The sequence below is a fragment of the Sediminibacillus terrae genome (genome assembly GCF_009602435.1).
Lineage (GTDB): Bacteria > Bacillota > Bacilli > Bacillales > Amphibacillaceae > Sediminibacillus > Sediminibacillus terrae.
The window spans coordinates 606,541-621,283 of the sequence record NZ_VZDQ01000011.1; the positions used below are offsets into that span (position 1 = coordinate 606,541).

Annotated in this window: 16 protein-coding genes; 4 read left to right on the forward strand and 12 right to left on the reverse strand. The window is 44.5% G+C overall.

The genetic code is table 11. The features are described 5' to 3' along the window. Window positions 1-5: 5 nt before the first annotated feature. The 6 genes from F6X55_RS05615 to F6X55_RS05640 all read right to left on the reverse strand — a co-directional run bounded on the left by F6X55_RS05615 (window position 6) and on the right by F6X55_RS05640 (window position 4,432). The gene (locus F6X55_RS05615; protein WP_026569139.1) at window positions 6-491 is read right to left on the reverse strand and encodes a thioredoxin family protein; all 486 of its coding nucleotides are present in this window, start codon (window positions 489-491) and stop codon (window positions 6-8) included. Then, window positions 488-925, reverse strand: coding sequence for a disulfide oxidoreductase (locus F6X55_RS05620; RefSeq protein ID WP_026569138.1), 438 nt, complete (start codon window positions 923-925; stop codon window positions 488-490). Before F6X55_RS05620 ends, F6X55_RS05615 begins: the two co-directional genes overlap by 4 nt. Before the next feature lie 173 nt (window positions 926-1,098). Continuing rightward, window positions 1,099-1,731 carry a response regulator transcription factor gene (locus F6X55_RS05625; protein ID WP_026569137.1) on the reverse strand — a complete coding sequence of 211 codons (633 nt, stop codon included), beginning with the start codon at window positions 1,729-1,731 and terminating at the stop codon, window positions 1,099-1,101. Between the two features lie 29 nt (window positions 1,732-1,760). Beyond that, complete coding sequence (locus F6X55_RS05630; protein WP_026569136.1) at window positions 1,761-2,798, reverse strand: sensor histidine kinase; 1,038 nt, start codon at window positions 2,796-2,798, stop codon at window positions 1,761-1,763. A 12-nt stretch (window positions 2,799-2,810) separates the two neighbouring features. After that, window positions 2,811-3,584: a cell wall-active antibiotics response protein LiaF gene (liaF, locus tag F6X55_RS05635; RefSeq protein ID WP_026569135.1), complete on the reverse strand. Its 774-nt coding sequence runs from the start codon at window positions 3,582-3,584 to the stop codon at window positions 2,811-2,813. Between the two features lie 191 nt (window positions 3,585-3,775). Beyond that, complete coding sequence (locus F6X55_RS05640) at window positions 3,776-4,432, reverse strand: phosphatase PAP2 family protein (protein WP_051382096.1); 657 nt, start codon at window positions 4,430-4,432, stop codon at window positions 3,776-3,778. Window positions 4,433-4,566: 134 nt separating this feature from the next. Between F6X55_RS05640 and F6X55_RS05645 the strand changes: the two genes are divergently transcribed. Both F6X55_RS05645 and F6X55_RS05650 read left to right on the forward strand, forming a co-directional pair. After that, window positions 4,567-5,007, forward strand: a complete 441-nt coding sequence (locus tag F6X55_RS05645) for a ferritin-like domain-containing protein (RefSeq protein WP_035426474.1) — start codon at window positions 4,567-4,569, stop codon at window positions 5,005-5,007. Window positions 5,008-5,280: 273 nt separating this feature from the next. Next, complete coding sequence (locus tag F6X55_RS05650) at window positions 5,281-6,450, forward strand: M20 family metallopeptidase (protein WP_026569133.1); 1,170 nt, start codon at window positions 5,281-5,283, stop codon at window positions 6,448-6,450. A 1-nt stretch (window position 6,451) separates the two neighbouring features. Here F6X55_RS05650 and F6X55_RS05655 read toward each other — a convergent pair whose 3' ends face one another. From F6X55_RS05655 to F6X55_RS05665, 3 genes are read right to left on the reverse strand one after another with little or no spacing between them, the layout of a single operon-like run. Continuing rightward, a complete protein-coding gene (locus F6X55_RS05655) occupies window positions 6,452-7,168 on the reverse strand; it encodes an EcsC family protein (RefSeq protein ID WP_153462323.1) in 717 nt (238 codons plus the stop codon). A gap of 13 nt (window positions 7,169-7,181) precedes the next feature. Then, the gene (locus tag F6X55_RS05660) at window positions 7,182-8,396 is read right to left on the reverse strand and encodes an ABC transporter permease (RefSeq protein WP_153462325.1); all 1,215 of its coding nucleotides are present in this window, start codon (window positions 8,394-8,396) and stop codon (window positions 7,182-7,184) included. Further along, window positions 8,389-9,132 carry an ABC transporter ATP-binding protein gene (locus F6X55_RS05665; RefSeq protein WP_026569130.1) on the reverse strand — a complete coding sequence of 248 codons (744 nt, stop codon included), beginning with the start codon at window positions 9,130-9,132 and terminating at the stop codon, window positions 8,389-8,391. Before F6X55_RS05665 ends, F6X55_RS05660 begins: the two co-directional genes overlap by 8 nt. 1,064 nt (window positions 9,133-10,196) lie before the next feature. Here F6X55_RS05665 and F6X55_RS05670 point away from each other — a divergent pair. Together F6X55_RS05670 and F6X55_RS05675 are read left to right on the forward strand one after the other, a co-directional pair. Then, on the forward strand, window positions 10,197-10,625 hold the full coding sequence (locus F6X55_RS05670) for an HIT family protein (protein ID WP_026569128.1): 429 nt from the start codon (window positions 10,197-10,199) through the stop codon (window positions 10,623-10,625). Between the two features lie 86 nt (window positions 10,626-10,711). Beyond that, a complete protein-coding gene (locus F6X55_RS05675) occupies window positions 10,712-11,086 on the forward strand; it encodes a YtxH domain-containing protein (protein WP_026569127.1) in 375 nt (124 codons plus the stop codon). A 418-nt stretch (window positions 11,087-11,504) separates the two neighbouring features. On the opposite strand, the gene F6X55_RS05680 is transcribed toward F6X55_RS05675, so the two are convergent. The 3 genes from F6X55_RS05680 to F6X55_RS05690 all read right to left on the reverse strand — a co-directional run bounded on the left by F6X55_RS05680 (window position 11,505) and on the right by F6X55_RS05690 (window position 14,565). Continuing rightward, entirely contained in the window at window positions 11,505-12,440 is a 936-nt protein-coding gene (locus F6X55_RS05680; RefSeq protein ID WP_026771777.1) for a glycine betaine ABC transporter substrate-binding protein, read from the reverse strand. A gap of 75 nt (window positions 12,441-12,515) precedes the next feature. Then, the gene (locus F6X55_RS05685; RefSeq protein ID WP_026569124.1) at window positions 12,516-13,373 is read right to left on the reverse strand and encodes an ABC transporter permease; all 858 of its coding nucleotides are present in this window, start codon (window positions 13,371-13,373) and stop codon (window positions 12,516-12,518) included. Next, window positions 13,366-14,565, reverse strand: coding sequence for a quaternary amine ABC transporter ATP-binding protein (locus tag F6X55_RS05690; RefSeq protein ID WP_026569123.1), 1,200 nt, complete (start codon window positions 14,563-14,565; stop codon window positions 13,366-13,368). Before F6X55_RS05690 ends, F6X55_RS05685 begins: the two co-directional genes overlap by 8 nt. Window positions 14,566-14,743: the final 178 nt, after the last annotated feature.

Sequence of the window (14,743 nt, forward strand, 5' to 3'; positions counted from 1 at the left end):
CTTCCTTATTGTTCTTCTCCATCCAGCACATTTTCCTGGAAAAAGTTTTCCCACGTTGGCTTGGATTGTTCGCCGCTGATTCGCGCGACTTCCTCTCCGTTTTCAAAGTGAATCAGAGTGGGGGTTCCTTCTATATGATAGGTTTTCCACGGCTCTTGAAATTCCAGGATGTTCAATTTTTTCAAATCGATTCCGTATTCTTCGGTCATTGGTACAATCACAGGGGTCGTTTTTTGACAATGAATACACTCTGGACTGTAAAAATAGACGGTGACATCTTCTTTATTATCGAGTTTTTCTTCCAATTCATCCGGTAAAATCTGATTTTGATATAGTTCATCATCCAACTGATCGATGGTAGATTGGCGCAGATTTTCTTTTCCATAAGGATTGTCAGCCATTTTCTGGCTATTTTGATAACTGACGACGAATATCAAAGCGCCGATCAACACAACGATTACCCCAAGGATAATCCACATTTTTTTATTCACTCGTTCCCTCTCCTTTGTTGCAAAAGCAAAATAATATGGAAAACAAAAATGACAATGAAAGCTATCAAGGCTAAAAACGGTATGGTGATGAAGCCAAAGTAATTGACATACTGGCCGTTACAAGGAACCAATCCGCAAGATTCCCCCGCTTCGTGAAGAGCAGGAAGCTTTTGGATCAAATAATGATAGGTCGAAACACAAATGCCTATTCCGCTCATGATTAATCCAGGCAGCCCAAAACGGATGTCTTTTTTTATAGCTGCATATCCGTAAATGATGACGAGCGGATACATAAGGATTCGTTGATACCAACATAACTCACAGGGCTCGTATCCCATGAATTCTGAAAAAAACAAACTTCCGAGCATTGCTGCTACGGCTTGTCCCCATATGATCAACAGAATGTTTTCTTTTGTTTGTTGATTATCTGCCATGAAATACCCCTCTCTCCAAACGCATTCAAAAACATTATACTAGCGAAGGGAGCAAAAACAAAGGGAAAATATCCCGAACAAAATTCGAGGCACCTTTTTTGAGAGCTGATTTATTCTTTAAAAAAGGAATGGCATGTAAGATTTTCCCTCCTACAAGCCATCTCCTGCCTTCCTTACTTACGGAACAGTCCATTCTTATGTGCGTAGACAGCCGCCTGGGTCCGATCATGGACTTCAAGCTTGCTCAGAATATTGCTTACGTGCGTTTTTACGGTCTTAATCCCGATATACAGTTTTTCGCCGATTTCCTGATTGGTCAAGCCATCACCGATGCACATGAGGACTTCCAGTTCCCGTTCGGTCAATTGCTCATGCGGCTTGATTGCTGACGGTCGGAAGCTGGTCATCATCTTACTCGCCACTTTCGGTTCAATCACCGGTTCCCCTTCTGCCGCCTTTTTGATAGCAGCCGCAATCTCATCCGCGCTGGACGTTTTCAGCATGTAACTGTAAGCCCCCGCCTCCAGGGCAGGAAAAACTTGTTCATCATCATAATAACTAGTCAGGATGATTACTTTACAATTCGGGTTAAAACCCATGATGTCCCTGGTTGCTTCAATTCCGGTTCCATTTTCCATGATGAGATCCATAAGAACTACATCCGGCTTCGTCTCTTTTACGACCGCTGCCCCCTGTACGCCGCTGGAAGCTTCTCCGACTATTTCCAGGCCCGGCTCTGTTTTCAAATAGGCAATCACGCCTTTTCTGACTATTTCGTGGTCATCTACCACAACTACTTTGATCATCCTCCCGCTTCCTTTCCCCTCTGGTGTCATTATAATGGTATTCTGATATCAATATGTGTACCTGCCCCGACTTGAGAGCGGATAGAGAAAGTTCCTCCAATCTCCTCACAGCGTTCTTTCATTGTTTTTAAGCCATAAGAAGTTTTTTTGCGTTCATCGGTATTGACGTCAAATCCACTTCCATTATCAGCTATATGTAAAAATAACTCGTTGTGCCTTTCCACAATCTGAAGCGTGACTTCCGTCGCGTCCGCATGCCGTAATGTATTCGACAACGACTCTTGTACAATCCTGAACAAGTGTTCTTCAGCGGTCGCCGACAGTGCTTCGATTTCCTCTACTTTAAGTTGAAAGTTGATTTGGCATTTCTGCCGCAGTTCTGCCACGAGCTCCTGCACCCCTTTTTTCAATGGCTGACCTGACAAATCAACCGGACGTAAGTGAAGGAGCAATGCCCGCATCTCCGTTTGGGCTTTCAACGCAGTATCCGAAATTTCTTCCAATTGCTCTCTGGCCTGTGCAGGGTCTCGGTCGAACAGACGTAGAGATGCCTGAGACATCATCGTGAGGGCAAACAACTGCTGACTGACCGCATCATGCAAATCACGGGCGAGACGCTGGCGTTCTTCTATGGTAGCTGCCTTATGAGCAGACTTTGCATACTCTGCTCGTTCGTCGGCCATCCTTTGCAGTGATTTCACTTGATTCTGCAACTTTTCTCCCAGTTCGTTCAATTCATCGCCTATTCGCGCAATCTCATCTTCTTCACTGAAATAAACACGGGAAGTATAGTTGCCACGGGATAACTGTGTGATCAAAACCGACAAATAATCCATCCGATCTTTCATGTCACTGCTTGATTTAAAGCCAACATAAATAGAGATGAACACACCAAAACATATGTACAACAAAATCGTGATAAAAATGCTGGTCACATCGAGCCACTCCGGCTGAAACAGGACGAATACCGATAAGAGAATGGCAAGCAGAGTGATTGTTGTCAAAAACAACCCATATAACAGCGAACGGATATAGGTATAGCGGACCGTATTCAAGCGTTTCAACATATTCCGTCCCCCCTAAACCCTGTCCACCCGGATTGATCCGGCCTTTATACTTAAGAAAATATCAAGCTTTCGAGTAGCCTGATCGTAATTTGGTGTTTCATAAAAAATTTCCCGGTTCATGCCTTCTGCATTCATGCCAAAGACATTGATTTCCCCTGCCTTTACATGTGCCTGGATCGACATTTCGACATTTTCCGGCATCAGCACCCGGATATCCCCTGCCCATCCTTGAATGCTTATCGGAATTTCTTCATCGGGAATGAATGCTTTTGTAAAATCAATATGATAATCCCCGACGGCATTCCACAAATCCATCGGTTCCACCCGCCAATTTGGTTCGCTGAAATTATGCTCCCCTACAGCCAGACGCTGTTTTTTGGGTATTTTTTTATTCGCTCTTTGATCATCGGTGTCAAAAATGAATTGGAATTTTCGCTTGCGCTTCCTCTTTGTCGAGCTTCCAAAAATGCTGAAGCCCAAGTAAACAAGAAGCAGAGGCCATAATTTATATACATCCATGAAGGAAAACGGAATAAGCCCAAACCGGTCAAGCAGCAATAATCCTCCGAACACAATCAAAAATGAACCAAAGGTGATGCCGTTTTTATACCTGATGCCATCCCAGGTCCATTTTAATCCAAGTACCACAAAAAAAGCAGGATAAATATATAACCAAGCCTCCGCTAAATCCCAAGAGATGATGCCGATGTTTGCTAATACCAGCGCAGCTCCGAAACAAATAATGGCTATGGCTGCAATGCTGCGCACTATTTGGCTGTTTTTCATTTGTGATTCTCCCCTCATCCATTCAATATTCGGGTCCGGACGGCCAAATCCCTGCTTGTATAGAAACGAATATACCAATGTATGATCCTTTTTCTTGAAAACGGAAGGATGGCCGTTTCACTTCTTCTTAGGATTATTATAAAAAAAAGCCCACCAGGCTTGAACGACCGGTGGAAGGGGATTGTCTCCGTCTAGAGTCGGAGACGGCGATATTTCGGTTTGATTAGATGTCGCAAAAAGGAATAAAAACCGATCCATACGGAAACAAAAATGAATCCAAAAGCATAACCTCCGAGCACATCGGTTAAATAGTGGACACGGATCACATAACGGCTCAAACCGATCAACAAAATGAGGCAAATGCCGATAATATTGAGGAACAGCGCTGCCTTCTGTGACTTAACATATCTCAACAGAAAATAGATAAGCAGGCCGTATGCAATCAGGGAAACCATGGCATGCCCGGAAGGAAAACTGTACCCCACCCCTTCTGCCTCCGAAAATAACCGCGGTCTTTCTCTCTCGACAGCCAGCTTGATCCAATGGTTCACCCGATAACCGAGCAAAGTTCCCGAAGCCAGCATAAGTGCAGCTAGCCAATCACGTGTGTATAGAATCAGAAACAGTGCTGCAGCTATTGTAAAAGGGGTGAGAAACGTGCCAGAACCCAATTCTGTCAACCAGCGGAATACAAAGAACAAAAAGGTCTGGTCAAGCCCTTCGACGGCCGGTGCTGTCCACCGATCCAGTATTGGTTCTTCTCTAACTACCACTTCCAGGGTAATAAAAACACTGGACACTATTGCCAACAGTAAAAAAGATAGAAAAAAATAGGTTCGTTTTTTCATACTCTGCTCCTTTTAGACTTTCTACTACTATTGTTATTTTCAGTCTGTTTATAAATTCCCGTAATGTTTATAAAAAAACTACCAGGGAATTGTATTTATGCCAAAATGAATTACGTTGAGAAAGGATGATTTTAATGGCAGACAATGCCCAATTACAAGAATTGATCGATGGATTGAATGAAGATCTCGCAAACGAATATGCAGCCACGATTATGTACACGTACAACGCGGCTGTCGTTTCCGGACTCTATCGCTCCGCATTAAAACCTTTCTTCGAGGATGAAATCAACGACGAGATCGGCCATGCGTTGTATTTGTCGGATAAAATAGCGATACTGGGCGGTACCCCGACAACGAAACCTGCTGAAGTTAAACAGTTGACAGAAGTGAAAGCAATGTTGGAAGAAGCACGTAAGGCTGAACAGGAAACAATCGAGCGTTATGAACAACGCAAGAAGCAAGCCGAGGCCCTAGGCTATACAGAGTTAGTCGTGAAGTTAGAGGATATGATTGCAGACGAAACCGGCCACAAGGAAGAAATCGATCGTCTTCTTTCTGACTCTAGACTGGCTTGACCAACATACGTACATCTGAAGATGGATGAAAAGCCACCATTACCATACGGCAAAAAACGAATGAGAAAGTAATATAAAAAGCTGAACCGAACGATGATTCGAACTTGAACCATTTGAATCCCGTTCGGTTTTTTGCTAGTGGATCCATGTTGTACCGCCGTTTGCCAGACATTCCATCTCCAGCAGTTGTTTCAGGAATCGTCAGCTAGTGTTTTCACTTTTCATCCACCACTGCTGTGGTATACTGGTTGGAAAGGTAAAGGGGGAATAGTTTTGTGGAATGAAGTCATGACTCGGTTAGATGAAAACTATCAGGAAATGGTCGATATCCGCCGGTATCTGCACCAATATCCAGAGTTGTCTTTCCAGGAAGAAAAAACGTCCCAGTATATTGCCGATACATATGAAAAGCTGGGAATTCCTTATCAGACGAAAGTCGGCGGCAATGGCATCGTTGCCACCCTGGAAGGAGGAAAGCCGGGGAAGAAGGTCGCTCTGCGCGCAGATTTTGATGCCCTCCCGATCCAAGATGAGAAAGATGTTCCTTATAAATCGAAAGTGGATGGTGTCATGCATGCTTGCGGCCATGATGGCCATACAGCGACGTTGCTCGTCCTCGCCAAAGTTCTCCAAGAATTCAAGGAGGAGCTCCCAGGCACTGTCGTATTTGTCCATCAGCATGCAGAGGAACTGGCTCCCGGCGGTGCGAAATCAATAATGGAATCGGGAATCCTCGATGATGTAGAGGCAGTATTCGGTACCCATCTATGGTCCAATACTCCACTTGGTACAGTCGAAACATCCTTGAAAGAGTTTATGGCAGGGGCCGACCGTTTTGAAATCAATATAAAAGGAAAAGGCGGCCACGGTGCACAGCCCCACCAGACAAAGGATGCAATCGTGATTGGTTCACAGCTTGTCACTACATTGCAAAATATCGTCAGTCGCAGAATCGACCCACTCGGCACGGCGGTTTTGACAATAGGCACCTTTCAATCCGGGAGCACATTCAACATTATTGCCGATACAGCGAAAATCACTGGAACTGTGCGGACATTCGACCCGGAAATTCAGAACCTGATTATCGACGAGATGGAGAAAGTCATCAAAGGCGTTTGTGTCGGTTATGACGCCGGATATGAATTTAATTATGAAAAGGGCTATCCGCCTGTCATCAATCATCCGGAAGAAGCATCACTTGTTCTGAAAGCTGCTGAGCAGGTGCCAGGTGTGGAACGTTCTCGGGAAGTGGTGCCGGGGATGGTCGGCGAAGACTTTTCTTATTACATTTTAGATAAGCCTGGTGCTTTCTTTTTTACAGGGGCGCAGAAGGAAGGCCATTATTACCCACATCATCATCCTATGTTCGATATTGATGAACGGGCCCTGCCACTCGCAGCAAAAGCATTGGCACAAACCTTCAAAGCCTATCAGGAAAAATGAATCAGGTTAACAAACGGAGACGGTACATATTGATGGCCGTCTCCCCTAATTTATCCAGAAACCTCCCATTCGCAAAGGCTCCGACCAGAGCGCCGAAGCCGGGAACCAATTGCAGAAGCTTTGCCAAATCGATGGTATCCCGATACTCCTGCTGCAATGTACGCCAATCCACTTGGCGGCTCCATTCCTTTTCATTCTTCCAGTTCACAAGCATATGCAACACTTCCTCCCTTTTCCGATCACTCGAAAAAGCAAGTAAAAACACATGCAGCAAGAACACCCTTTCCTCATGTTTTTTAACCTCAAACCCATAAAGTTGGCCGACATCAAACAAAAACTTCATCTTGATACTGAGCAACATCGGAAAGTCAGCCAGGCCGAGCAATATTCCGCCAGCACCCGTGCCGGCTCCTTCCAGCATCGCTGTCCGCTTATACTGTTTGAGCCGGTGCTTGATGGCAATTTCCTTGTCTTCCAATGTAACAAGTCCGATAGTTTCGACCGGCAAAATAAATTTGGAGGAAGTGAGAGACAGTTCTATCATAGATCGAATACTTTCCGTCACAAGCTGATGGGCCTGATCAGGGATTTTTTGGTTGATTTTATTTTGAAGCTGCTTAGAACTCCGTTGGATCAGCGAGGATTTTTTACCTGCCAAATGAACGAACCGGCGCGCTTCTAACAATGCTTGTTTTTCATATTTTCCGATTTCAGTCATGGACATGCGCTCCTTATGCAAGTTGCTTTTTAACATAGCCGTTGACAAACCAATAACTGAAAGCCGTTCCGGCAGCCCATACAATCAACAATCCCGTGAACAACTGCATAAATACAAACAACACGCCAAACAGAAATGTCTGGGCAAGCATCAACTGCAACATCCATCGAAGCAACGCAGCGCTCCGCCATTCCTTTTTCACGGGATACAAATCAAGCCAAACCACCGTACGATGGTGCTGCCACAAACTCGTCAGCTGAAATCCGCTCAAATAAAGAAACAGCAGGCAAAAGATGACTTTCATCCACACATTCGGCACAAAAAATGCTGCAAGCGCGCCAATAACAAACAAGCGTAAATACATGCCAAGATAGTCAATGCTTCTTACAGTAGTGATACGATAAAGATAGGAAAATGTCCGGTCCTGCTGGAGAGGGATACGCCTTACCAGCAACGATACCAGCCAGTGCCGTTTTTTTACTTGGTTTTTCAGATGTGGTACATCAGTGAACATGTTGGCAAGACGGTAGAAAGATCGCATTCTGGCATTATCCTTCTCCACCAGGAGATCCCAAGCCAGACCGCTATTTTTCCGTGCCAAAAAGTAATCATATACAAAGACGCCGGCAAGCAACAATGTCACAATCCCCGCCAGCAGATTTTCTCCACTGACAAATAAATAAAAAACAGCTGCATTCAGCAGGATTCTGGCGAAGAAATCCAGCAGCCGGATGTTGGCATCGCGCACTCTCAATATCCACCACGAAGCAGTCAAATTCCAGATTTTAAATAGAACAAACAAAAGCAAAATCAGGGAGTAGGCCGGTCCCTCACTATCTGCATAGACCGCATGGTATAAGGGAGCCAATGCAGCAGCGGCGAGTGCCAGCAGATAAAGCTGTATGACAAAGCTGTAAATAAACGCATTCCGAAAGTACGGTCCCATTTTTGTCTCAGCCGGAAGCAAGAAAACAAGGTCCGCTTCCTTTAACAATGTCCGGACAGGACTGTAAGCAGCAATGATACCAAAAACAATGCCGATCACCAGGGCTGCCGGGAAATTATCAGGTATATCGGCAAGCCAGCGCTGATAATAGTAGGCCATAGCCGAAATGAAAAACAACATGGCAATCACCAGGTGGCCAGTGAATATGTACCTTAAATAACGACTGATCTCCTTCATATGAGAAGAAAACCTGTCTTTAAAAAACTGGTTGGCATCAAACATGGCCATCTTCCTTTGTCAGTTCAACATACAAATCATCAAGTGCTGCTTGTTCCATGCCGAATTGGTTCCGCAGCTCCTCCAAGGTACCTTGTGCACGTATTTTTCCATCATGCAGGATAACAAAGCGGTCACAGTAACGTTCCGCGGTGGCCAGGATATGGGTGGACATCAGCACACCGCCTCCTCTTGCCTTCACATCATTCATCAACTGCAGGTAGGATTGTATTCCCAAAGGATCAAGACCGACAAAAGGCTCGTCGACGACATACAGCGGAGGATCAACCAAAAAAGAGCACATGATCATGACCTTTTGCCGCATCCCTTTCGAAAAATGAACAGGGAACCACTTCATCTTCTTTTCAAGCCGGAACTCTTTTAAAAGTGGCGGCAAACGCTTTTGAAAGGTTTTCTCATCCACCCCGTAAGCCATTGCCGTTAAGCGCAGATGTTCCTCCAACGTCAATTCCTCATAAAGGACGGGCATTTCCGGTATATAGGTGAACTTGCTGCGATAAGCTTCAGGGGCTTCTTGAAAGGTTTTCCCTTCAATGGCGACTCTCCCCTGCTTCGGTTGCATCAATCCGATAACGTGCTTGATTGTCGTGCTCTTTCCAGCCCCGTTCAAACCGATCAAACCGATGATTTCCTGTGGGAAAACATCAAAGGAAACGTCGTGCAGAACATTTTTATGTGTATACCCACCAGATAACTTTTCAATATGCAATAAAGGTTCCAAGTACTTCCCCCGCTTTCTCTCAACATCATTTCTTTTCGTGCATTTTTAATCGAATCAATTTCATTGCTCTTTTTAAAATTACAGAGTTGTCCAGAATTTATAAACATGTTTTTAAAAATGCAGCCTTATAGCGTTTTGTCATTAGCCCGTAGCCCGAATACCCTCCGCTTTCCGAGGGGGGAGTGGCAAGCCTCCTCGGGCAGAGCCCTGTGGGGTCTTGCCGATCTTCCAATACCCGCAGGAGCCTACGGGTATTCAGGCTACTCAATGATTATCTTGTTGTTCCTATTTTTAATCAAAAGGTAGATCTATAAGAAAAACCACTTTTAAAAATAACTTATGCAAATTGACATTTTCTTAACTGCGCAATAATACGATCTGCAGCTAATTTTGATGCATGAAAAACAAGCGTCACCAGGTCAAAGTGAACCTTGGCACGTTTTCCAGTACGATAACGAACCTGCTTCCGTGTCGTATAATAGACATAGGGAGTTCTCCTCCAATCTGAAATGTTTTGTCGCTACTTAACTATTTCGAGATTTGGGGAGGTACTCCTTTTTTATGTTCTGGAAACCTTGGGCCGCAAGGGCTTAGATTTATGAAATTCATTCAATCAATAAAATTTTATCATTTAATGACGGGTTTTACCAAAAAAACAGTGAATACGATTGCTACAACTGACACAAACTGTAGAGGAAGAAGAAAGGATTACATCTCCACTACTCGGAATGAGGTGTTGGTGATCGACCATCTAAAGAAAACTTATTAAACCTTTTCCTTACAGGAAAGCGACTACTTCAGTCAAATGGGGTGTTGACGAAAGGTTTTCATGAGTAATTGACTGAATCACCTTTGATTCATCTTGATTACAAGTTATTCTACAGATGCTTAGAATATCCTTCTTCTTCGGCAGCGGGCCGTTCCAAAGCAGGTAAGTCCAACCGGATGACTTTTCCTGCTGCGGACGGTCCGTTTGCTTTTTTTACAGGTATAGTTGCTTTACACAGGCCATCTTTCCTTTATACAATGGTTGAAAGAGTTTATTACATAGAAGGAGCGATTGGATGAGCCATACGGAGGATTGTATTTTCTGCAAAATAGCGGCAGGAGAAATACCTTCTGCAAAAGTGTATGAAGATGAGCATGTTTATGCTTTTCTTGATTTAAGCCAGGTAACGAAAGGCCATACGCTGATCATTCCCAAGAAACATGCGAAAAACATTTATGAAACACCGCCGGAGGTCGCCCAGGAATTGTTCAAAAAAGTCCCGAAAGTAGCGACTGCCATTAAAGAAGCTTTCCAGCCGGTCGGTCTTAACTTGCTGAACAACAATGAAGAGCCTGCAGGACAATCGGTTTTCCATTTGCATATCCACCTGATTCCCCGATACGGAAAAGGTGACGGGTTTGATGCCATTTGGAAGACAAATGCCAATTCCTATTCACAGGATGATCTTCAGCAAATCGCCGGAACGATCGGAAATTATCTATAGGCAAGTCGAAGCTTGAAAATAGTAGTTTCAGCTCGGAATTTTTCGAGAAAATAAGTATAATAATAGGGAAAGGGGTGTAGTATGTCATGGCTGACAGCAAATCGATTTTATTAGGCTTTGTAATTGGCGGAGCGGTAAGCGCCGCAGCTGCCTTGCTTAGCACACCGTCTTCAGGAAAAGAAATCCGCGGCCAAGTAAATGCGCGGAGAGATGACTTAATGGACACATTTAAAAAACTGAAACAGGAAGGTTTCCAACTGAAGGAACAAATTACGCAGACTTCCAAAGAAGGAGCAACAATGATCAAGGACTTGTCGGCTGATATGAAATCGTCGATCGAATCCTGGAAGAATACGATTGAACCACATCAGAAAAACATCCAGACGTATTTAGCACAAATCGAAGACAGTTTAAAAGAACTGGAAGAGAAAACGCAAAAGCAAAAGTCGAATCAAGCATAAAAAAGACTGCCCCAATTGTCCTAGACGAGACTTTGGGGCAGTTTTTTTGATAGAAAAGTGAGTATCGAACATTTTAACCAGGCAACCGGGAAACACTGCAATTTTTCATGAGAACCGTCTCTGCACTTATTTCCATGCGGTTTGGCTTTCTACCCGAAACAGCAATAGAAAAACGGAAATCACGCCAGAAGAGAAACCACCTTCATCCAATGGAGGCAAGGTGCGCAGACTCCTGCAGGATGAGCGCGAGCTGAAAATCCACTTGGCAAAGTGGTATTCTTTGCCAAGTTAGCTGAAGCATGCCCGCGGAAAGCGAAGTACCTTGCCGGAGCGGAGCGCAATTCATTAGAAAAGGACAAAAACCGAACGAAGAATCGTTCGGTTTTTATTCTGAACACTATGCTTTTGTTTTAACTACTTATTCAGCAGGCTGTAGATCTTCAATAGAATCTACGCCTTCCATGTATTTTGGAACAACCAAGCCGATTTTTGCACCTTCAAGGTTTGCTCCAAGATCTTCTACTTGGTCACCATATTCTTCAAATTGAGCAGCATGTGTAGCCGGCATCCAAGCAGCTACCATTCCGTCTGCATCACCGTTTGCTACCGCTTGCCACATTACAGCATTGTCTAGCGGGGTAATAGTCACTTTGAATCCTTGGTCCTCAAGGACTTTCTTCATGACATTGGTAGAAGCTACTTCAGAATCCCACTCCACGTAAGCAAGTTCGATTTCTGTACCATCTACTTCTTCTGTGCCATCAGTCCATTCAGCAACTTTATCAGAGTTGTCTTCCACCCAAGCAGCAGCAGCATCTTCCGGAGAAGTACCATTGCTGATTTCCAGCATTACTTCTTCCATATCGGAAGATTCCCAATTGAATTGGTCAAGGATTTTGTATGCATTTGGCATGTCATCTTTCAAACCTTGGCGAACCATGGTTTTGATTTCTTCTGCTTCTCCAAAAGAACCTTCAGGATCTTCTAGATATTTAAGATCATACTTTGCGAACATCCAGTGTGGAGTCCAGCCTGTAACAACAATTGGCTCTTCATTGTCGATTGCTTCTCCCAATGCAGTTGCCATTGCGCCACTTGAAGAAGTTTCCACTTCCCAGCCGGCAAGGCTGTCGTAAGTTTCTGTAGCATCTTCAGCGGCTTGTACGACACCGGCACCTGGCTCGATGCCAGTGATGGTGTAATCCACTTCTTCACTATAGTTTGTCTCACCGCCGCCATTGTCGCTGCCTGCGTTATCTGAATCAGAACCGTCGTCAGATCCACAGCCGGCAGCTACTAGAGTGAAAGATAGTCCGGCTGCAAGGCCGAGACGTTTTAAGTTAAGTTTAAACATAACTAATCATACTCCCCTTTAACTTTATATTTATTATGGTTAACTTTTCCGTAGAAAAGTGGCCAACTATAGGTTTTACGCATCCCCTTTTTGGGAATTCAAGCTTTGAGTGAATCGGTCGATGATAATAGCCAGGATAACAATTCCCAGACCTGCAACGAATCCTGTTCCAACTTGAGCACGTTGCAAGGATGACAGCACTTCACGGCCAAGTCCCGGCGCTCCGATCATCGAAGCGATAACCACCATGGACAACGCCAGCATGACCGTTTGGTTGATGCCGGCCATGATTGTCTTCTTCGCCATCGGCAGTTCCACTTTGAATAATTTCTGGGAACCAGTGCTGCCGAACGCCTCTGATGCTTCCACCAATTCACTGGAAACCTGTCTGATTCCAAGGTTGGTGAATCGAACAGTTGGCGGTGTGGCGAATATCAAAGAAGCAAAGATACCTGGTACCATCCCGATACTGAAGAAGGCTACCGCCGGAATCAAATAAACAAATGCCGGCATCGTCTGCATAAAGTCAAGTATCGGCGTAATAATAGCTTCCGCTGTTTTACTCTTGGACATCAAAATGCCGAACGGGACGCCGATTATAATTGACAGTAGACTTGCCACCAACACAAGCGTAAAGGTGAACATTAATTCTTCCCAAAGTCCCTGGTTCCAAATCAGCAGCAAACCGATCAAAGAAAAGGCCGCCAAACCGAACCGCTTGCCACTGGCGAAAAACGCCAGGATCACTACTAATAAAATGACGATGACTGGTGGAATGGAAGCTAAAAGCTCGGCAAGCCACTCCATGAAAGCACCGAAATCATTTTTGATCGGATCGAACAAAAATGCAAAAGTGTCTGTCAGAATATCGGTAAACGTCGATACCCAATCAGCTATTGGTATTTGTGTAACATTTTCCATGAAATTAAGCATCTTCACTGATCACCTCTGTTTCCCCGGCCAGAGCGGATATGACTGCTCCTCTAACGATAATGCCCATCAGCTTGCCTTCTTCCACCACAGCGACAGGCACCGGTGAATCGTGAATGATCTCAAAGATATCGTGCATGGAAGTTTCCGGTCCCACTTGCGGTACATCCGTCCTCAATATTTCAGTAAGATCAGTGATTTCACGTTTTCTTGCATCGGAAGCGTCATCCGCTGTGACATATCCTTTGATATTTCGCTTTCTGTCCGTTACATAAATGCTGGAGAGTCCTTCTTCCCTCATTCGTTCTAGTGCAACACGCGGGCCGTGCTTCTCGATATTGATTGTTTCCGGACGCTTCATGATGTGCTGTGCGGTCAATACTTTCGAGCGGTCTACGTCCTCCACAAACTTTTCTACATAGTCATTGGCAGGATTGACCAGGATTTCTTCCGGTGTACCGATTTGAACAATCGATCCATCCTTCATCAAAGCGATCCTGTCTCCGATCCGCAGCGCCTCATCCAAGTCATGAGTGATGAATAAGATGGTCTTTTTCATCGTCTCCTGCAAATCTAACAACTCATCCTGCATCTCTTTTCTGATCAGTGGATCTAACGCGGAGAAAGCTTCATCCATAAGCAGGACTTCCGGATCGTTTGCCAATGCCCGTGCCAAGCCGACACGCTGCTGCATGCCTCCGGAAAGCTGAGCCGGAAGCTGGTTGATATAACCGCCCAATCCGACCATTTCCAATGATTCCTTCGCTCTTTTGCTTCTTTCCTCTTTATCCACACCTTGAATTTCCAAGCCGTATTCGGCATTTTCCAAAATCGTGCGGTGCGGGAACAATGCGAATTTCTGGAATACCATGCTCAATTTTTCCCTGCGGACTCGGCGAAGATTCTTTTTATCCATTTTCGCCAAATCTTCCCCATCAATATAGACGCTTCCTTCAGTCGGTTCAATCAGTCGATTGATAAGACGCACCAGCGTTGACTTACCACTACCAGACAAACCCATGATAACGAAAATTTCACCTGCTTCGACCTCAAAGGATGCCCGGTTTACACCAACTGTATTGCCAGTCTCTTTCAATATCTCATCTTTTGGTTTTCCTTGATCCAACAGCTTCAGCGCCTGTTTATTATTTTTGCCGAATACTTTGGATAAACCTTGAACTTCAATTACCGGCATGTCATTCACCTCTCTTAGCCTGTTGTTTTGTCGACGTGCGCTTTTTACCGCACTCTACGTTGAATTTGGTTTATCTGTTTCATCCATTACTTTCCTACTACTAGAAAAGGAAAAATCCGAACACCAAATCAATCACTCTTAATACTATATCCCTATTCGGGTATAAAATTCAAACGTA